The organism is Streptomyces sp. NPDC058291 (assembly GCF_042880855.1).
Taxonomy (GTDB): domain Bacteria; phylum Actinomycetota; class Actinomycetes; order Streptomycetales; family Streptomycetaceae; genus Streptomyces.
In genome coordinates this window covers 18,830-38,477 of the sequence record NZ_JBHVYK010000046.1, presented here as the reverse complement: position 1 = coordinate 38,477, position 19,648 = coordinate 18,830, and the positions used below count along the sequence as shown (strand labels likewise).

General features: G+C 72.0%; 13 protein-coding genes and 1 pseudogene. 8 read left to right on the top strand and 6 right to left on the bottom strand.

Annotated features, from left to right (window positions below):
* Positions 1-17: 17 nt before the first annotated feature.
* The 4 genes from gndA to ACFVYK_RS22770 form a co-directional block, all read right to left on the bottom strand.
* Positions 18-1,457: an NADP-dependent phosphogluconate dehydrogenase gene (gene gndA, locus ACFVYK_RS22785; RefSeq protein WP_389776878.1), complete on the bottom strand. Its 1,440-nt coding sequence runs from the start codon at positions 1,455-1,457 to the stop codon at positions 18-20.
* Positions 1,458-1,621: 164 nt separating this feature from the next.
* Positions 1,622-2,125 carry a MarR family winged helix-turn-helix transcriptional regulator gene (locus ACFVYK_RS22780; RefSeq protein ID WP_389776876.1) on the bottom strand — a complete coding sequence of 168 codons (504 nt, stop codon included), beginning with the start codon at positions 2,123-2,125 and terminating at the stop codon, positions 1,622-1,624.
* A gap of 223 nt (positions 2,126-2,348) precedes the next feature.
* On the bottom strand, positions 2,349-4,016 hold the full coding sequence (locus tag ACFVYK_RS22775) for a cellulase family glycosylhydrolase (protein ID WP_389776936.1): 1,668 nt from the start codon (positions 4,014-4,016) through the stop codon (positions 2,349-2,351).
* Positions 4,017-4,258: 242 nt separating this feature from the next.
* Positions 4,259-5,602 (bottom strand): L-fuconate dehydratase, encoded by a 1,344-nt coding sequence (locus ACFVYK_RS22770; protein WP_389776874.1) that lies wholly within the window; start codon positions 5,600-5,602, stop codon positions 4,259-4,261.
* 291 nt (positions 5,603-5,893) lie between these two features.
* On the opposite strand from ACFVYK_RS22770, the gene ACFVYK_RS22765 reads away from it, so the two are divergent.
* From ACFVYK_RS22765 to ACFVYK_RS22740, 6 genes and pseudogenes are all read left to right on the top strand, one after another.
* Positions 5,894-6,946: a sugar ABC transporter substrate-binding protein gene (locus ACFVYK_RS22765; protein ID WP_389776871.1), complete on the top strand. Its 1,053-nt coding sequence runs from the start codon at positions 5,894-5,896 to the stop codon at positions 6,944-6,946.
* Between the two features lie 49 nt (positions 6,947-6,995).
* A complete protein-coding gene (locus ACFVYK_RS22760) occupies positions 6,996-8,597 on the top strand; it encodes a sugar ABC transporter ATP-binding protein (protein WP_389776868.1) in 1,602 nt (533 codons plus the stop codon).
* Between the two features lie 2 nt (positions 8,598-8,599).
* Positions 8,600-9,640: an ABC transporter permease gene (locus ACFVYK_RS22755; RefSeq protein WP_389776866.1), complete on the top strand. Its 1,041-nt coding sequence runs from the start codon at positions 8,600-8,602 to the stop codon at positions 9,638-9,640.
* Positions 9,641-9,713: 73 nt separating this feature from the next.
* Positions 9,714-9,902: pseudogene (locus ACFVYK_RS22750) on the top strand (FadR/GntR family transcriptional regulator); the annotation flags it as partial.
* Between the two features lie 222 nt (positions 9,903-10,124).
* Positions 10,125-10,772 carry a YceI family protein gene (locus tag ACFVYK_RS22745; protein WP_389776864.1) on the top strand — a complete coding sequence of 216 codons (648 nt, stop codon included), beginning with the start codon at positions 10,125-10,127 and terminating at the stop codon, positions 10,770-10,772.
* A gap of 232 nt (positions 10,773-11,004) precedes the next feature.
* The gene (locus tag ACFVYK_RS22740; protein ID WP_389776862.1) at positions 11,005-13,452 is read left to right on the top strand and encodes an Orn/Lys/Arg decarboxylase N-terminal domain-containing protein; all 2,448 of its coding nucleotides are present in this window, start codon (positions 11,005-11,007) and stop codon (positions 13,450-13,452) included.
* 291 nt (positions 13,453-13,743) lie between these two features.
* On the opposite strand, the gene ACFVYK_RS22735 is transcribed toward ACFVYK_RS22740, so the two are convergent.
* A complete protein-coding gene (locus ACFVYK_RS22735; RefSeq protein WP_389776860.1) occupies positions 13,744-15,084 on the bottom strand; it encodes a glycosyltransferase in 1,341 nt (446 codons plus the stop codon).
* Positions 15,085-15,134: 50 nt separating this feature from the next.
* On the bottom strand, positions 15,135-15,353 hold the full coding sequence (locus tag ACFVYK_RS22730) for a hypothetical protein (RefSeq protein WP_389776857.1): 219 nt from the start codon (positions 15,351-15,353) through the stop codon (positions 15,135-15,137).
* A 288-nt stretch (positions 15,354-15,641) separates the two neighbouring features.
* On the opposite strand from ACFVYK_RS22730, the gene ACFVYK_RS22725 reads away from it, so the two are divergent.
* The gene (locus ACFVYK_RS22725) at positions 15,642-17,147 is read left to right on the top strand and encodes a UDP-glucose dehydrogenase family protein (RefSeq protein WP_389776854.1); all 1,506 of its coding nucleotides are present in this window, start codon (positions 15,642-15,644) and stop codon (positions 17,145-17,147) included.
* A 268-nt stretch (positions 17,148-17,415) separates the two neighbouring features.
* A complete protein-coding gene (locus ACFVYK_RS22720; protein WP_389776851.1) occupies positions 17,416-19,575 on the top strand; it encodes a SpoIIE family protein phosphatase in 2,160 nt (719 codons plus the stop codon).
* The last annotated feature ends 73 nt before the right edge of the window (positions 19,576-19,648 follow it).

The window sequence follows — 19,648 nt, the reverse complement described above, 5'->3', positions numbered from 1 at the left end:
GTCGTCGCGCCGATCCGTCAGGCGGGCGTCTCGGGGCGGCCGGACTCGGCCCAGTGGGTGTGGAAGGCGCCGGGGCGGTCGGTGCGGCCGTAGGTGTGGGCGCCGAAGTAGTCGCGCTGCCCCTGCAGCAGCGCGGCGGGCAGCCGCCCGGCGCGCAGTGTGTCGTAGTGGGCGAGCGCCGCGGAGAAGGCCGGCACCGGGATGCCCCGGCGGGCGGCGGAGGCCACGGTCTCGCGCCAGGGCACCTGCGCGTCGGTGATCTCCATGGCGAACTCCATCTCGCCGAGCAGGCTGACCAGCTCCGGGTCCGCCGCGTACGCGGCGCGGATGCGGTCGAGGAACGAGGCGCGGATGATGCAGCCGCCCCGCCAGATCCGCGCGACCGAGCCGAGGTCGATCTTCCAGCCGAACTCGCCGGCCGCGTCCTGGATCATCTTCCAGCCCTGGTCGTAGGCGATGACCTTCGACGCGTACAGGGCGTGCTCGACCTGCGAGGTGAAGCGCGAGGCCTCGGTGCGGCTGAGCGGGGGCGTGGTGCCGCCGGGGAGTCCGGCGTAGGCGGCGCGCAGTTCGCGCTGGCCCGAGGCGGCCCGGGCGAAGGTGGCCTGGGCGATGGCGGTGACCGGCGAGCCCAGGTCCAGGGCCGTCTGCACGGTCCAGCGGCCGGTGCCCTTCTGGCCGGCGGCGTCGGCCACGACGTCGACGAACGGCCGCCCGGTGACGGCGTCGGTGTGGGCCAGGACCTCGGCGGTGATCTCGATGAGGTACGAGCCGAGCCGGCCCTCGTTCCAGGTGCGGAAGACGTCGGCGATCTCCGCCGGGGTGTAGCCGGCGACCTGGCGCAGCAGGTCGTACGCCTCGGCGATGAGCTGCATGTCGGCGTACTCGATGCCGTTGTGCACCATCTTGACGAAGTGCCCGGCCCCGTCGGTGCCGATGTGGGTGGCACAGGGCTCGCCGTCCACCTTCGCGCTGATGGACTCGAACATCGGGCCGAGGACGTCGTACGACTCCAAGGAGCCGCCGACCATGACGGCGGGCCCGTTCAGCGCGCCCTCCTCACCTCCGGAGACGCCGGCGCCGACGAAGTGCAGCCCGCGCGCACGCAGGGCCTCCTCGCGGCGGCGGGTGTCGGCGTAGTGGGCGTTGCCGCCGTCGATGATCATGTCGCCGGGCTCCAGCAGCGGGGCGAACTCCTCGATGACCGCGTCGGTTACCTCGCCCGCCTGCACCATGATCATCAGTCGTCGGGGACGTACGAGCGCCGCCACGAAGTCGGCGGCCGACTCTGCGGGGACGAAGGCGCCCTCGTGCCCGAACTCCTCGACCAGCGCGCGGGTGCGACCGGCGCTGCGGTTGTGGACGGCGACGGTGTAGCCGTTGCGGGCGAAGTTGCGCGCGAGGTTGCGGCCCATCACGCCGAGGCCGGTGACGCCGATGGCGGCGGTTGCGTTCACGAGGTACGTCCCTTGGATCGGTGTCGCGGTCGGAGGGGCGGGCGGCCCCCGGTACCCCCAGGTACGGACCGCCGGCCGGTTCTTCTCGATTCCCGGCCGATTCCTTGACCGGACCGGCCCCCCACCCCACGACCGCTGCCGGAGCGCCGGCGCCGACCGGAGCCCTAGCGGCGCCGCCAGGGCAGCGCCGCGTCGGCCTGCGTGCTCTCGGCCCGGTGCAGGGCCTGGCTGATCGCCTCGCCGATGTCCGCGAACTGACGCACCTGCTCGGGGGTGAGGACGTCGAAGACCGCGCGGCGCACGGCCTCGACGTGACCGGGGGCCACCTGCTCCAGCAGCGCCCTGCCCTCGTCGGTGAGGAAGGCGAGCTGGCCGCGGCCGTCGGCGGGATCCTCCCGGCGGTCGACGAGACCGACCTCGCGCAGCCGGTTCACGGCATGGGTGAGCCTGCTGCGGGTGATCTTCAGACGCTGGGCCAGGTCCGACATGCCGAGGGCGCCGTCGGTGGCCATGGAGAGATAGGCCAACAGGCTGTAGTCCGCGTGCGTCATCCCCGCGTCGCGGCGCAGCTGGCGGTTGAGATGGTCGGCGAGCAGGGTGGAGAACTCGACGTAGGCCAGCCAGGCCCGTCGTTCGTCGGCGTTGAGCCAGCGGGGCGTCGTGGACATGGCCTCACATTACGGGGTGCCCGAACGGCAGCCGGAGGGTCCGGGCGGCGTCCACCGGCGTCCACCGGCTGCTTCGGCGGCAGGGCGGACGACCGTCGCCCGGCCGTTCGTGGTTTGCCTCCCGGACGTCGGCGTCGACGGGGGCGGGCACACCGGTGACCGACGGAGGCGGGCGGCGCCTCCGCCGGTCGGCGGGCCTACGGCCGCGCGAACAGAGAACCCGTCAGACAGTGGCGCACGCGCCGCCGTTGAGGGTGAAGGCGGCGGGCGCGGCGTTGGTCGCGCCCTTGCTGCCGATGAAGCCGACGGTGACCGAACCGCCGGCGGGGACGGTGGAGGTGTAGGCGGCGGGGGTCACGCTCACCGAGCCGCCGGTCTGGGCCGCGGTTCCGCCCCACATGCTGGCGACGGTCTGGCCGTCCGCGAAGGCGAAGGCGAGCCGCCAGCCGCTGACGGGGGTGGAGCCGGTGTTGCGCAGGGTGATGTCACCCTGGAAGCCGCCCGGCCACTCCCCCACCACGCGATAGCCGACGGAGCAGGCCACGGCGGGTGCGCTCGCGGTGGTGACGTTCACGGCGGCCGAGCGGGCGGAGCGGTTGCCGGCGGCGTCCCGGGCGTAGACGGCGAAGGCGTACGCCGTGTTCGCCGTCAGACCGGTCACGGTGGCGGTGGCCGTGGTCGTCGCGGCGACGCCGGTCTCGGTGGTCCCGCTGATCCGCACCACGTCGTAGCCGGCGACGCCGACGTCGTCGGTGGCGGCGGTCCAGGAGAGGGTGGCCGAGGTCGCCGTCACCGCCGTCGCGATCGGGGCGCCGGGGGTGGTGGGGGCCTGGGTGTCGCCGGGGCTTGCGCCGCCGAAGACCGTGGCCTCCTTGGCGGTCTGGGCGATCCCGTTCACGCCGTTGAAGATGCGCTTGCCCCAGGAGCTGAGCCGGGCGGGGTCGAAGTCGAGCGTCAGGTCGAGGATCGGGTCCGTGTTGCCGCTCCACGACCAGGCCAGGTAGCCGAGCCTGAGCTGCTGGGCGGCGGCCATCATGGTGTCCTCGTCGGGGTCCCCGTACTGGTCGGCGGGACCGCCGAACTCGCCTATCAGAAGGGGCAGTCCGGCGTCGACGAAGGCGTTGAGGTAGTCGGTGACCTCGGCCGCCGTGTCGAAGACGCTGTACATGTGGATGGAGAAGATCAGGTTGCCGGTGGAGTCGGCGTCGTACACGGACCGGGCGTTGGCCTTCATCACGCCCTGCCAGTCCTGGCCCCAGTTGGGTGCGTCCACCATGATCGTGTGCTGGAAGCCGGCGGCGCGCAGTTTCTTGACCGCGGCGATCGTGGGGGCGGTCCAGCCCTGCGGGTCGGTGTTCCCCCAGGGCTCGTTGCCGATGTTGACGATGACGTAGTCCTCCTGGCCGGCCAGGACGTCCTTGAGACCGATCCAGTAGTCGGCCGCCTGGTCGAGGGTGCCGGCCGCGCTGTCCTCGCCGTAGCCGGTGGTGTCGTGCACCTCCAGGACGCAGATGAGCCGGTTGGCCTTGCACTGGGCGATGACGTTCGCGACGTCGGCGGAACTGTTGGCGCTCCAGCGGTGGCCGTCGGCGAGGACGACGCGCACGGCGTTGGCGCCCATCGCCTTGATGTCTGCGAGCGACTGCTGGGTCCGGCCCGGATACCAGGCGTGGGCGTGGTTGACGCCCCGCATGACGAAGTCCTTCCCGTTGCCCTCGACCAGGCGGCCGTCGCTGATGTGGAGACCGGCGGCGCGGGTCCCGGATGATCGGGCCTGGTCCTGTGCGTGGGCGACGGCCGGGCACAGCGCGCCGACGAGGACCAGGCCGAGCAGGGCCGTGAGCCTGGTCAGCAGCGTGCCCAGAGAGCTGCCCGCGGGGTGTCTGTGCAGGGCGCCCGGCGTCGTGCGTCCGGTCGTGCTTCTTGACGTGCTTCTTGTCGTTCTCACTGCGACTCCAGGAGTGAGGCCAAGAAACTCAGGCGGCAGAAAGGGAGGCGATCGCGATGTGGGAGCGCTCCCATGAAGCCACTGCGTCAAGTACACGTCAAGACGTCGCGCACGTCTTCGCGGCCCGCCTGCGAGAGCGCGGGCCGCGCGAGCACCCCAGGCCCGCGACGCACGGCGGCAGGGCGTCAGGCGTCGTCCGGTGCTCCGCCCCGCGCGAGGTCGGCGGCCCAGAACTCGCCGTCGGGATAGCGGTATTCGGCGAGCGAGGCCGGGTGCATGGCCGCGGAGAAGCCCGGGGTGAGCGGGGCCGTGTAGTGGCCGTCGCGGATCACCACCGGGGCGGTGAAGTGCTCGTGGAGGTGGTCGACGTACTCGATGACCCGGTCCTCGGTGGTGCCGGAGACGGCCAGGTAGTCGAACATCGCCAGGTGCTGGACGAGTTCGCACAGCCCCACTCCCCCGGCGTGCGGGCACACCGGCACCCCGAACTTGGCGGCGAGCAGCAGGATCGCCAGGTTCTCGTTGACGCCGCCGACCCGTGCCGCGTCGATCTGCAGCACGTCGAGCGCGCCGGCCTGGAGGAGCTGCTTGAAGACGACGCGGTTCTGCACGTGTTCGCCGGTGGCGACCTTCACCGGCGCCACCGCCTCGCGGATGGCGGCGTGTCCGAGGATGTCGTCGGGACTGGTGGGTTCCTCGATCCAGTACGGGTCCAGCGCGGCCAGGGCGCGGGTCCACTCGATCGCCTCGTCGACGTTCCAGCGTTGGTTGGCGTCGACGGCGATGCGCACGCCGTCGCCGACGGCGGCACGGGCCGTGCGCAGCCGCCGCAGGTCGTCGGCGCGATCGGCGCCCACCTTGAGCTTGATCTGGGTGAAGCCGTCGGAGACGGCCTGCTTGGCCAGGCGGGTGAGCTTCTCGTCGGAGTAGCCGAGCCAGCCCGGCGAGGTGGTGTAGGCGGGGTAGCCACGCTCCAGCAGCAGCCGCTCGCGCTCGGCGAGCCCGGTGCGCGCGTTCCGCAGCAGGGCGAGCGCCTCCTCGGGGGTGAGCACGTCGGCGATGTAGCGGAAGTCGACCTGGGAGACCAGCCATTCGGGGTCGGCGTGGGCCAGCAGGCGCCACAGCGGCTGCCCGGCGCGCTTGGCGGCCAGGTCCCAGACGGCGTTCATGACCGCGCCGATCGCCATGTGCATCACGCCCTTCTCGGGCCCGAGCCAGCGCAGTTGGCTGTCGCCGATCAAGTCGCGGTCGAGGGAGCCCGGGTCGGCGCACAGCTCGTCCACCGACCGCCCCAGCAGGTGCGGGCGCAGGGCCTCGATGGCGGCGACCTGAACGTCGTTGCCGCGTCCGATGGTGAAGGTGAAGCCGTGGCCCTCGAACCCGTCGCCGGAGTCGGTCCGCAGCACCACGTAGGCGGCGGAGTAGTCGGGATCCGGGTTCATCGCGTCGGAGCCGTCCAGCTCCCGCGAGGTCGGGAAGCGGATGTCGCGGGTGTCCACCGCCACGATCCGGGCCGGGGTTGCGGTCAAGGGAGCGCCCTTCATGCTCGATGACACTGATACATCGGAGGAATTCCCGAACCGCGACTTTAGGGGCATCGGGCGGCGCTGACAACACCCCAGCACACCCGTCATTTGCTCGAAGACGACCCCTTGTCAGCACAGGCGACGCCGTCGTAACGTCCTCGGCGTTCGAGATACATCGGAGGAATCCTCGCCTCCCCGACCGCGCTCGCGCTCTCCCCGCGGACCGACGCGCTCCTGCCCCTTTCGTCCCTCACCTCGCGCGACTCCCAGCCCTGGCAAGGAGAGAACCCGGCCATGAATCTCGCCCGCACCCGTTCCACCGCCGCAGCAGCCGGCGCCGTCATCGCGGCCCTCGCTCTTTTGACCGCCTGCAACCGCGGCAGCGCCGGTTCGGACAGCGCGGGCGGCGACAGCCCCGCCGTCGGCATCGACCTGCCGCGGTCCGACTCCGACTTCTGGAACTCCTACGCCCAGTACCTGAAGAAGGACATCAAGTCCGACGGCGTGAACGCCCTGCCGCTGAGCAACTCCCAGAACGACGTCACCAAGCTGGTCGCCAACGTGCAGGTGTTCCAGAACACCGGCGCGAAGGCCGTCGTCATGGCGCCCCAGGACACCGGCGCCGTCGCCTCCACGCTGGACACGCTCGCCGCGAAGAAGATCCCGGTGGTCAGCGTCGACACCCGCCCCGACAAGGGCGACGTCTACATGGTGGTCCGCGCCGACAACCGGGCGTACGGAACCAAGGCCTGCGAGTACCTCGGCAAGCAGCTCGGCGGCAAGGGCAAGGTGGCCGAGCTCCAGGGCGCGCTGGACTCCATCAACGGACGCGACCGGTCCGAGGCCTTCGCCTCGTGCATGCGGCAGAAGTTCCCCGGCGTCACGATCTTCGAGCTGCCCACCGACTGGAAGGGCGACGTGGCCTCCGCCAAGCTGCAGAGCCTGCTCGCCCAGCACCCCGATCTCGGCGGCGTCTACATGCAGGCCGGCGGAGTCTTCCTGCAGCCGACCCTGGCCCTGCTGGAGCAGAAGAAGCTGCTGAAGCCGGCCGGCCAGAAGGGCCACATCTCGATCGTCTCCAACGACGGCATCCCGCAGGAGTTCGACGCCATCCGCAAGGGCCAGATCGACGCGACCGTCTCCCAGCCCGCCGACCTCTACGCCAAGTACGCGCTGTACTACGCCAAGGCCGCGGCCGAGGGCAAGACGTTCCAGGCGGGGCCCACCGACCACCACTCCACGATCATCAAGATCCCCAACGGCCTGGAGGACCAGCTGCCCGCGCCGCTGGTGACCAAGGACAACGTCGAGGACAAGTCCCTGTGGGGCAACAACGTGGGCCGGTGACCCGCCCGACCGCATCAGCGCCCGCACCCCTGGAAGGACGGTACCCGTCATGGCGGACACCCCGACCGCGTCGGCGCACGCCGCCGGTCCGACCCCGGTCGCCGAGGCCGTCGGGGTCGGCAAGCGGTTCGGCGCCACCGTCGCACTGCGCGACGCCCGCATCGCCGTCGCCCCCGGCGAGGCGCACGCCCTGGTGGGCCGCAACGGAGCCGGCAAGTCGACGCTCGTGTCCCTGCTCACCGGACTGCGCCGACCCGACACCGGGACCCTGCGGTTCTCCGGCGAACCCGCGCCGCCCGTGGGGGACATCGACGCCTGGCGGGCCCGGGTGGCGTGCGTCTACCAGCGTTCCACGATCATCCCGGACCTGACCGTCGCGGAGAACCTCTTCCTGAACCGGCAGAGCGCCGGCCCGCTGCAGCCCATCCACTGGCGGCGCTTGCGGCGCCGGGCCGAGGAACTGCTCGGCGAGTACGGGGTGGACGTCGACGCCACCGCGCGGGCCAGGGACCTCACCGTGGAACAGCGGCAGTTCGTGGAGATCGCGCGCGCCCTGTCGTTCGGCGCGCGCTTCATCATCCTCGACGAACCGACGGCGAAGCTCGACGCGCGCGGCATCGGCCGCCTCTTCGACAAGCTGCGCGACCTGCGGCGTCAGGACGTCGCCTTCCTCTACATCTCGCACCATCTGCAGGAGGTGTACGACCTCTGCACCACGGTCACGGTGTACCGGGACGCCACCCACATCCTCACCGCGCCCGTGTCCGAGGTCGGTCACCGGGCCCTGGTGGAGGCCATGACGGGTGAGACGACCGCTGCTGCCGCCGCCGGTCCGTCCGGCGGGCGCCGGGCCGCCGGGCCGGGCGCACCCGACGAACGCCCCGAACTCCTGGCCGTCGAGGGGCTCACGCTCCCCGGCGCCTGCCGAGGGCTGTCCCTGTCCGTGCGTTCGGGCGAGGTCGTCGGACTGGCCGGGGCCGCGGCCAGCGGCAATGTGCGGGTCGGGGAGGCCGTCGCCGGTCTGCACCGCGCCGAGGCGGGCCGCGTCCGCGTCGGCGGCCGGACCGTGCGCACCGGCAGCGTGCCGTCGGCGCTGGCCGCGGGCGTCGGCCTGGTCCCCGAGGACCGCCACCTCCAGGGTCTGGTCGGCAACCGCAGCGTGGCGGAGAACGCGACGCTCACCGTCACCGACCAGCTCGGCCCGTTCGGCACCGTGCTGCCCGCTCGCACCCGGGAGTTCGCCCGGCGCATGATCCGCGACCTCGACATCAAGACCCCGGGGCCGGCCACCCCGGTGTCCGCGCTCTCCGGCGGCAACCAGCAGAAGGTCGTCGTCGCCCGCGCCCTGGCCACCGACCCCCGCGTGCTGGTGGCCGTCCGCCCCACCAACGGGGTCGACGTCAAGTCCAAGGAGTTCCTTCTGCGTCGCGTCCGCGAGGTCGCGGACGGCGGGAAGGCCGCGCTGATCGTCTCCGACGAGCTGGACGACCTCAGGGTGTGCGACCGGGTCGTCGTGATGTTCCACGGCCGCGTGGTCGCCGAGTTCGCCCCCGGCTGGCGGGACGAGCAGGTGGTCGCCGCCATGGAAGGCGTGGCCGACCGGACGGCCCCCGACGCCGACGCGCCCGACACAGACGAGGACGAGAGGTAGTCATGTCCGCCACCACCGATGTCACCGACCCCGCAGCCGGCGTGGCCCGGACGACCGCCGGGAACTCCCGGCGCGGGATCGGTCTGGGACGGTTCCGTGAACTGTCCCTGATCCCGGCCATCCTGGTCCTCGGGCTGATCGGGTTCATCGTCTCGCCTGCCTTCCTGACCTCCGACAACCTCATCGGCGTGGCCCAGCAGTCCACCGAACTGAGCCTGCTGGTGCTCGCCACCGCCCTCATCCTGATCAGCGGACGGATGGACCTGTCCCTGGAGTCCACCATCGGAGTGGCCCCGGTCATCGCCGTCTGGCTCGTGCTGCCCACCAGCGGCGCCCGGTTCACCGGACTGGGGCTGCTGCCCGAGTGGACGGCGATCCCGCTGTGCCTGCTGGTGGGCGCGGTGATCGGCGCCGTCAACGGGTTCCTGATCCTGAAGCTGCGGCTCAACGGCTTCATCGTCACCCTCGGGATGCTCACCATGCTGCGGGGACTGCAGGTCGCCCTCTCCGAGGGCCAGTCCATCGTCGAACTTCCGTCCTCCTTCACCTACTTGGGCAAGGCGTCCTGGTGGGGCGCGCCCGCCGCGATCTGGATCTGCGTGGTGCTGTTCGCCCTCGGCAGCGCGGCGCTGGCCTGGCTGCGGCACGGGCGGGCGCTCTACGCGATCGGCGGCAACGCGGAGGCCGCCCGCACCGCCGGCATCCGCGTCGACCGGATCGTGTGGCTCGTCCTGGTCATCGGCAGCGTGCTGGCCGCGTTCGCCGGCATCCTCTACAGCGGCCACTACGGCTCCATCTCCGCGACCCAGGGCAGCGGCTGGATCTTCCAGGTCTTCGCCGCGACCGTCATCGGCGGGGTGAGCCTCAACGGCGGCAAGGGGTCCGTGTTCGGCGCGCTCACCGGAGTGCTGACGCTCCAGCTCGTCGTCAACGTCATGACGCTGGCCGGTGTGCCGCCGCTGTGGAACCAGTTCCTCAACGGCGCGATCATCATCGTCGCCCTGGTCATCTCCCGCTTCGCGTCCGGCGAGAAGCAGGAGTAGGCGCGGGAGGAGGGGCGGCCCAGGGGCGGGCGAAGGAGCACGAGAGGGAGCCGGTGCGCACGGAGGCACGCTCGTGGCACTGACCGACGAGGCCATGGACAAGATCAAGGCGATGATCGTGGCCGGCGACCTCGCGCCGGGCTCCCGGTTGCCCAAGGAGGAGATCCTCGCCGGACAGCTCGCTCTGTCGCGCAGTTCGCTGCGCGAGGCGGTACGGACGCCGACCGCGATACGGATCCTGGTCACCCGGCAGGGGGACGGCAATACCCTGCGCGACGGAACACGGACCGAATTCCCGGCACACCGCCCGGGGGTTCCACTGGATCCGCTTTCCCGTCTTGACCTTTCGGTGACGGGAATGTGTGGATGTTGTACCCGCCCGTCGTGCGGTGCCTGCGTATAGGCCTTTCGGTACTGATTCGGTCCGTCGCCGCCCACCACGACGGCTTGCGGCGATTTCCGCGGTGCAGTAACTACGTGAAGCATGAATCTGTTCACCCGCGGCGCGTCCGTCCGGCGGTCGGCGCCCCCAGTCGCTCCGCACCCCACCGTCGGCCCGCCCGGTGTTCGGCCGGATCCCGCTCTGGCGGCGCTGACCGGAGAGTGGATGATCGACCCGGCACACAGCCGCATCGGCTTCTCCGTCCGCCACGCCCTGGTGACGACGGTGCGCGGGGCCTTCACCGAGTACCGGAGCCGCCTCTGGTTCGACGGGCGCGACCCGTCCCGTTCACGCGCCGAGATCCTGCTGTCCACGGCCAGCGTCGACACCGGCGTGGAGCAGCGCGACGCCCACCTGATCGGCCGTGACTTCCTGGACGCGGCGAGCTATCCCCATATGCGTTTCACGAGTACCGCCGTGGAACTCGCCGACCCGGACGTCTATCGCATGACGGGCGACCTCACCATCAAGAACGCCACTCGTCCCGTTGTTCTCGAACTCACCTACATAGGGCACGTCACCGACCCGTTCGGATATGAACGCGCGGGTTTCGACGGCACCACCACGATCGACCGTTCCGAATGGGGCCTCACCTACAATGCCCGGCTGGCCGAGGGCGGCGCGATGGTCAGCGAGAAGGTGCGGCTGCAATTCGACATCGCCGCGATTCGCACCCCCGCCGCCGACTGACCGCCGTCGCCGGCCGGCCGGAGCACCCCGTCACCGCCGGGCCGCCGCGCCGCGCACCCGGGCCGCCGCGCCGCGCACCCGGGCCGCCGCGTCGCAGGCCCGGGCCGCCGTCAGCCGCGGCCGTCGTCGTTTCCGCCCTCGGGGTGGTTTACGGCCGCTCGGTCACGGGCGCGAGCCCGTCCGCTCGGACACTGAGCGAGACGGCGGGCCGCCGCCGGGACGAGGGGAACCCATGACGGACAGCAGGCTTCTGATCGCTGTGCCGGAACATCCACGGGACGAGGGCGCGGGCGCCCAGCAGTTGGTGCGCATCCGGGAGGCCGTCGAGGCGAAGGGGTTCGACGTCCGCTGGGCGGTCGACGCCGCCGACGCGGAGGCGGTGCTGCGGACCGAGGCCGGTCTGACCGCCGCACTGATCGCCTGGGAACTGCCGTACCCGGGAGGTGCCGGGGACGGGCCCGGCGGGGCCAGCGTCCTGCGCTCCCTGGGCCGGCGCTTCCGTGACCTGCCGGTGTTCCTGGTCATGGCCGACGACGGCGTCAGGGATCTGCCGCTGTGGGTGTCCGAATCGGTCGTGGGCTACGTCTGGCCGCTGGAGGACACGCCCGCCTTCATCGCGGGCCGCATCACCACCGCCGCCCGCGCCTACCGGGAAGCCGTCCTGCCGCCCTTCTTCCGCGCGCTGCGCCGCTTCGACGACGCGCACGAGTACTCGTGGCACACCCCGGCCCACTCCGGCGGCGTCGCCCTGCTGAAGTCGCCCGCGGGGCGGGCCTTCCACGACTACTTCGGCGAACGGCTGCTGCGCAGCGACCTGTCGATCTCGGTGGGGGAACTCGGTTCGCTGTTCGAGCACACCGGCCCGATCGGCGAGGCGGAGCGCAACGCGGCGCGGGTCTTCGGCGCCGACCTCACGTACTTCGTGCTGCACGGGGACTCCACCTGCAACCGTGTGGTCGGTCACTTCAGCGTCACCCGGGACGAGATCGCGCTGGTGGACCGCAACTGCCACAAGTCGGTGCTGCACGGGCTGGTCGTGTCGGGCGCACGGCCCGTCTATCTCGTCCCCACCCGCAACGGCTACGGGCTGGCCGGGCCGTTGCCCCCGGCCGAGCTCGCTCCCGAGTCGGTCGCCGCCCGGATCGCGGCGAACCCGCTGACCGAGCACGCGCTGTCACCGCAGGCCCAGTACGCCGTCTTCACCAACTCCACCTACGACGGGCTGTGTTATGACGCCTCGGCGGCGGCGCGGGCGCTCGCCGCGAGCACGCCCCGGGTCCATTTCGACGAGGCGTGGTTCGCCTACGCCCGCTTCCACCCGCTCTACGCGGGCCGGTACGGCATGTCGGTGGACGAGGAGACCTTCCCCGGCCCGGAGCGGCCGACGGTCTTCGCGACGCAGTCCACCCACAAACTGCTGGCGGCGCTGTCGCAGAGCGCCATGGTCCACGTCCGGCCCGCTCCCCGGGCGCCCGTCGAACACGACCGGTTCAACGAGGCGTTGATGATGCACGGCACCACCTCCCCGCTCTATCCGATGATCGCCTCGCTGGACGTGGCGACCGCGATGATGGACGGGCCGCAGGGCCACTGGCTCCTCGACGAGGCGGTGACCGAGGCGGTGCGCTTCCGCCAGGAGATGGTCCGCATCCGGCGCCGGGTCGAGGAGGCCGGCGACCGGCCTCCGTGGTTCTTCGGGGTGTGGCAGCCGGACACGGTCACCGATCCGGGCACCGGCGCGCGCCTGCCCTTCGAAGAGGCCCCCGCCGACCTGCTGCGCACCGAGCCGTCGTGCTGGCAGCTGGCGCCCGGCGCCGACTGGCACGGGTTCCCCGGACTGACCGACGGCTACTGCATGCTGGACCCGGTCAAGGTCACCCTGACCTGTCCGGGCATCGACGCGACCGGGCGGACGGCCGACTGGGGCATCCCGGCACGGGTGCTCACCGCGTACCTGTCCACGCGGAACATCGTCGTGGAGAAGACCGACACCTACACCACGCTCGTGCTGTTCTCCATGGGCATCACCAAGGGCAAATGGGGCACGCTCCTGGACGCGCTGATGGACTTCAAGGCTCTCTACGACGAGGAGGCCCGCCTCGACCGGGTGCTGCCCGCGCTGGTCGCCGAGCATCCCCGGCGCTACGCCGGTCTGACCCTGCGCGAGCTGTGCCAGGACATGCACGACCACCTGCGTGCGGCCCGTCTCGTCGACCTGCTGGACACCGCCTTCTGCGAGCTGCCCGAGCCGGTCGCCCCACCACAGCTGTGCTACCAGCGTCTGGTGCGGGGCGGCACGCACCGGGTGCGGCTGGCCGACGCGCCGGGTGCGGTGGCCGCCGCCATGGTCACGGTCACCCCGCCCGGCATCCCCGTCCTCATGCCCGGCGAGAGCGTCGGCGCCCCCGACGGCCCGCTGCTGCGCTACCTCGGCGCCCTGGAGTCCTTCGACCGCCGCTTCCCCGGTTTTCGCAGCGAGACGCACGGAGTCACCGTCGATCCGGACACCGGCGACTACCTCATCGAGTGTCTGCGCCCGACGGCGGACGGCACGACGGGTCCGGGCACGGAGGGACGTCAGGCGGGCCCGCCGGTCCAGCGCGGCCACACGGAGGAGGATCTGCGCCTGCGGTCGTCGTCGACCGCTGTCTCGCCGCGGGATTCCACGGCGTCGGCTTGACGTCCGACGCCGCTCCTCACCGCCCGAGGTGGCACGCCGTCCGGAACTGGATGCGGCGCGTGCGCGCCCGCGTCACCGGCTTGAGTCCGAGGCGCTCGGCGCGACCGCGGGCTCCGGCGGCCACCGGTGCGCCGTGCGCGGCGCGGCGTGCGCAGCCGTCCTCCCGGGCGCGGCCGTCCCTCCCGGCACGCCGTCGCTCCCGGCGGGTCTGCCCTGCGCCGCGCGGGGTGTCGACGCGATCGCGAAAGCCGGTCCCCCCGGTCTCGTGACCGGGGGGACGGCGTGGTTCTTTCAGGCCGCGGCGGTGCCGGCCGGCTCGGCGAGGGATACCTCGGCTCCGTTCTGGCGGGTACCCCAGCCGGTCCTGGCGCAGGTGGCGATGCCGTACCAGCGCAGCCAGCGCAGCACGGTCCAGGCCAGGAGGATGGCGGCCGGCATGGCCAGCCAGGTCAGGGCACGGGAGCGGATGCGCTCGTCGGAGCGGATGATGCTCAGGTAGCGCAGCCCCTGGGCCCAGCCGATGAGGAACGGCACGACCAGCATGCTCTTCGGCGGCGGGTTGCCGTACGCGAGGGGCTCGACCACGAGCATCCACACGGTGACCAGCTGCGTGAGGACCATCTGGATCCACCGCATGGTGTGCAGCCAGAACGCGGGCCGGGCAGGGCTGAGGTAGCGCATGCGCCAGATGGAGCGGATGGCGGAGCCGCGCATCCAGCGCAGGTACATGCGGTTGAAGTGGGACCACTTCTCGGGCATGGCGGTGAAGCAGATCGCGGACGGCTGCTGGACGGTCAGTCCGCGTTCCTGCGCGTAGAGGGTGAGCATGCTGTCGTCGGAGAAGTTCACGGGACGTCCCATGAAGGTCTCGTTGAGGTAGCCGTCGAGGTTGTCGCGGATGATGCCGGCCCGGTAGGCCGCGAGGGGGCCGGAGTTGACCATGACGGCCCCGACCGCCGACTGGCCGGAGCGGTCGACGAGCTGACAGACGACGAACCACAGGTCGGTGATGCGCACCAGCCAGTTCGCCCGGTTGTTGGTGGCGATGACGATGCCGGCCACGGACTGCACGCGAGGGCGGGCGAACGGGATGAGCGCCTGTTCGAGGGCCGTCGGGGCGAAGCAGCTGTCGCTGTCGCAGGTGACGTAGACATCGGCTTCGGGGCTGACCCGGACGGCGTGCGCCTGCGCGTGCCGCTTGCCCGCGTTGGGAACACGCTGCCAGGTCGTGGCGATGCCGGCGTGCCGCGCGGCCTCTTCCCACCAGCGGCGCGTCTCGGCGTAGTCGGTGTTCGTGGAACCGTCGTCGACGATGTGCACCGAGTCGGGCCTGCGCGTCTGGCGCAGGAACGACTCGAGTCCCAGCCGGAGATATCCGGGATCCTCGTTGTAGACGGGCACGAGGATCGCCACGTGCAGGGCGTCCAGCTGCCGGGCGCTGCGGACGGTGAGCTGCCGCGGGCGTTCCAGGTGGTACATGAAGGTTTGGAGCAGGAAGATCAGGAAGAGCGAGGCCCAGACGACGGTCAGCCGGTTCTGGCTGTGTCCGTTGCGGGTGAAGGCGCTCAGTGCGTGGTAACCGGCCCAGGCGGCGGCCGCGAGCATGACGACGATCCCCATGAGGACCGTCACGGACCGGTGCTGATGAGCGGTCAGCACCGGCCCTGCGGCGTGAGGTGTGCTCACCGACGGTTGAAGAGACGGTTCTTCGGCGCGTCGACCGAGCCGGCGGCGGCCTGACCGGCCGTCAGTCCGGTGCGGTACCGGAAGCGCACGACGAGGATGGCGCCGAGGACGACGGCGACCGCGGCCGCGACCATCCAGCCCCCCAGCGGATAGGTGATGCCGCCGATGACGATGGCGGGCATACCGGTCTGCGCAAGCTGTCCGTGTCCGGACATGACTCCCCCCAAGGAGATGAGAAACAGTGAAGATCAGGCCATGTGAAGATCCTGTAAGTGATGTGTATAGCACGCAACTACTTGAAGGCGAAACTTCGTCACGGGAAGATCACAGAAGCAACTCCGCAGGTGAAAGCCTTGATCACCTCCGTATGATCCTGCTGCGACAGATCCCGCGAGCGACTGACGGCCCTCTCCGAGGCCGCGGCGACCGAGCGTTTCTCGCCACCCGACACTTCCGAGGCACCTCTACGCAGCGCGCCTCCCAACCGCATTGGAGCCCCCTCGATGCAGGGCAGCGCCCGTCACATCGCCGTCTTCGGCGCCGGCTACATCGGCCTCGTCACCGCCGCCTGCTTCGCCCGGCTGGGGCACCGCGTCACGGTCCGCGACATCCAGCCCGAACGCGTCCGGCTGCTGCAGGCCGGGGACGTGCCCATCTACGAGCCGGGCCTGGGCGAACTGCTCGCCGAGCACCGGGAGTCGCTGACCTTCACCCTGGACGCCGCCGAAGCGGTCCGCGACGCCCACGTCGCCTACATCTGCGTGGACACCCCGCCCACCGCCTCCGGCGACGCCGACCTGTCCCGTGTGTGGTCCGTCATCGACAGCCTCCGCGAGGCGCCGCACCTGGCCGCGGTCGTGGTGAAGTCCACCGTCCCCGTCGGCACGGGCGCCCGCATCCGCACCGCGCTGGACGAGGCGGGCCTGCGCCGCGTCGGCTACGCCTCCAACCCCGAGTTCACCGCAGAAGGCCGGGCCGTCACCGACTTCTTCCACCCCGATCGCATCGTCATCGGCGCCGACGACCCCGCGACCGCCCGACTCCTGACGGACCTGCACGCCGGCATCGACGGCCCCGTCCAGACCATGGACGTGGCCTCGGCCGAGATGGTCAAGCTCGCCGCCAACGCCCTGCTCGCCACGAAGATCACCTTCATCAACGAGATAGCCACCGTGTGCGAGGCGACCGGCGCCGACGTCACCCGGGTCGCCGACGCCGTCGGCCTCGACCACCGCCTCGGCCGCCACTTCCTCGACGCGGGCCTCGGCTACGGCGGCTCCTGCTTCCCGAAGGACTCCCGCGCGCTGCGCGCCATGGCGAGCAACTCCGGCTACTCCTTCCAGCTGCTCAACGCCGTGATCGAAGTCAACGACCTGCAGCCCCGCCGCGCCGTCCAGCGTCTCAAGACCGAGCTCGGCACCCTGCGCGACAAGCGCGTCGCCCTGCTCGGCATGACCTTCAAGGCCGGCACCGACGACATGCGCGAGGCGCCCAGCACCGTCCTGGCCTCCCGCCTGCTCGCCGAGGGTGCCACGCTCACCTGCTGGGACCCCATGGCCCGCCCCGCCGACGCCCAGCCCTGGGACCGGGCCGACCGCCGAAGCACCGTCCCCGCGGCCCTGACCGGCGCCGACGCGGCCGTCATCGTCACCGAATGGCCCCAGCTCCTGGCGACCGACTGGGCGGCGGCACAGCCGCTCATGCGCACCGCGGTGCTCTTCGACGGGCGCAACCTGCTGGACCCGCGCGCCATGGGCGACGCCGGCTACACCTGCCTGAGCGTGGGCCGGGCCACCGTCCGGCCGGCTCACCGGCCCTTCGGCGCACCAGGAGCTGCGACGGAGCACCCGGACGACCTCCCGGAGGGCGTGAGCAGCCGGCAGGAGGCGCACGGACCGCAGCCCTCCGTGACCACGGCCTCCGTCACGACCGCCGCCGTCACCACCGCCACCGCCACGACCGCCGGCGTCACCACCGCCGGCGTCACCACCGCCGGCGTCACCGTCTGACCGCGCGTCCGGACAGCGCCCAGAGCCCGGTGGCCGCCTTCGCCACGGGTCGCCCGCGTCACAGCGCAGACCGTCGTCGGGCGGCGGACCGTGCGGCCGACGCCCCGGTCTCCCTGACCAGGGCAGCGGTCACCGCCCGACCGGCTGGTGTGGGCGATGCGACCCCCGGTGTTATTCAATGAGGTGTGCGGTCGGGGGTCTCGGGGCCCGGTCGCACGGGTCCGAGTATCGACCCCGGCGCTGTGCCGGGGACTTCCGAGAGAGCCGCATGGACTCCACGCCCCCGTCCTCGTCGTCACCGTTCGACCTGGTCAGCCGCGCTCTGGGCCGCTATGTCCCGGGCGGCGGACCGGCCGCGGCCGCCGGTCGCGACGACGCGCCGGGGAACCGTACGACCCCGCGGCCGACGGCCGAGAACCCGGTGGAGGACCGTCAGGACCAGATTCTCGGCGTGGTCAACCTGGACGAGGATCTCAGGATCACCCGCGCCAATCTGGACGCGGCCGTGTTCGCGGGCCTGCACGCTGTGACCGGCAGCCCGTTCGCCGATCTCCTGCCCCCGGGAGACGTGCCGACGGTCGCCCGGCGGCTGCGGCAGGTCCTGGAGATCGGCGAGGCGCATGTGGCCCGGATCCAGCGCCTGCGGCGCGGCGACGGGTCGGAGCTGGTGGTCTCGATGAGCATCCTGCCCGCCGCGGCGCCCCAGGAGGGCCTGACCGTCTCCCTGATCGCCATGGCCAGGAGGCTGCACCTGTACGCCGCCGAGACCGCGATCGGCACCTCGCTGGACATCGGCGAGACCGCGCAGTCGCTGGCGGAGTCCCTGCTGGCCTGGGGGGACGTGGCCGCCGTCGACCTCGACTTCGCCGTGTGGACGGGTGAGGGCGTCGCCGAGCGGGCGCCGGGGCGGATCCGGCTGCGGCGGGCGGCCCTGGTCCCGGACCGGGCGTGGCCCGAGGGGTACGTGACGCCGGGCGGCGATCTGCCGAGCGACGCGAGTCGCCTGTTGGGGCAGGCGGTACGGCGCAACGACGCCCCGCAGGCCATCGTCATACCGGACCGCGCGTCGGTGGAGCGGCTGCTCGGCAGTCCACGAGTGGTCCGTGCCCTGGTGCCCGGCGACCGGTCGGCGAGCGTGGCGTGCATACCGCTGGTCCTGGACGGCGCGCCGCCCGTCGTGCTGGGCGTGGCGGAGGTCTGGCGCAGGGCGGACCGGCCCTTCCACGACAGCGACCTGTTCGACCTGCAGGAACTGGTGGCCAGGACCGCCCATCACGTCGACCTGGCCCGTCAGCACCAGCGCGAGCACACCCAGGTCCTGGCGCTGCAGCGTCGGCTGCTGCCCCGGACCGGCGGCCACACGATCGACATCGCCAGCGTCTACCAGCCCGCCACCCCCGACAGCGCGGGCGTCGGGGGCGACTGGGTCAACAGCTTCCCGCTGCCGGACGGCCGTACCGCGCTCGTGGTCGGCGACGTCGTGGGGCACGGCCTGGGGGCGGCGGCGACCATGGGTCAGCTGAGCATGGAGGCCCGCGCGCTGCTGTCCGCGGGGCTGGCTCCCGACGAGGTGCTGGAGCACCTGGACGAGACCGTCTCCCTGCTCGACGACGCGGAGTCCGGGCTCGCGGCCGGGTACAGCGCCCTCGGCTCCACCTGCTGCATCGCCCTCTACGACCCGGTCAGCCACCAGGTGACGCTCTCCAGCGCCGGCCACCTCCCCCCGATCCTGGTGCGGCCCACCGGCGAGGCGGCGCCGCTCGCGCTCCGCCCCCATCCTGGCCTGGGCACCGAGTTCGCGCTGCGGGAGCCGTTCGACGTGCACACGTTCAGCGCGCCCCCGGGTTCCCTGCTCGCCCTCTACACCGACGGCCTAGTGGAGGATCCGGCCCTGTCGATCGACGAGGGCATCGGCAGGCTGGCCGACACCGTGGAAGGGGTGCACCCCTGGGACGGTCTGCAGCAGGCCGCACGGCAGGTCGTCTCCGCGCTGGCGCCCGCCCGCCAGCGCGACGACGTGACGCTGCTGCTCGCGCGCATGATCGGCTACCGCAAGGGGGACACCGCGACCTGGCGGCTGCCCGCCCGCGACGACGCGCCGGTCCGGGCCCGCGCCGAGGTCTCCGCGCTGCTGCGGCGGTGGCACATCAGGCCCGACACCCGTGACGACGTCTCGCTGCTGGTCAGCGAGCTGGTCACGAACGCGGTGCGCCACGCCGCCGGTCCCGTCACGATACGGCTGATCAGGGCCGGTCACGGCCTGCTGTGCGAGGTGGGCGACACCGGCAACGGCAGGCCGCGGCTGAGCGCCGGCGGCCTCCTCGACGACGGCGGGCGCGGCCTGTACGTCGTGCACCGGCTCACCACCCGGTGGGGGGTGCGCTGGACGGACACCGGCAAGGTGGTGTGGGCGGAAGTCGCGAGGTGACGCGAGGGCGGAGACGGGCGGACGGGGCCGGAGCGGGAGCGGTGCGCACGTAGGGCGGAGGCGGACGGGGCCG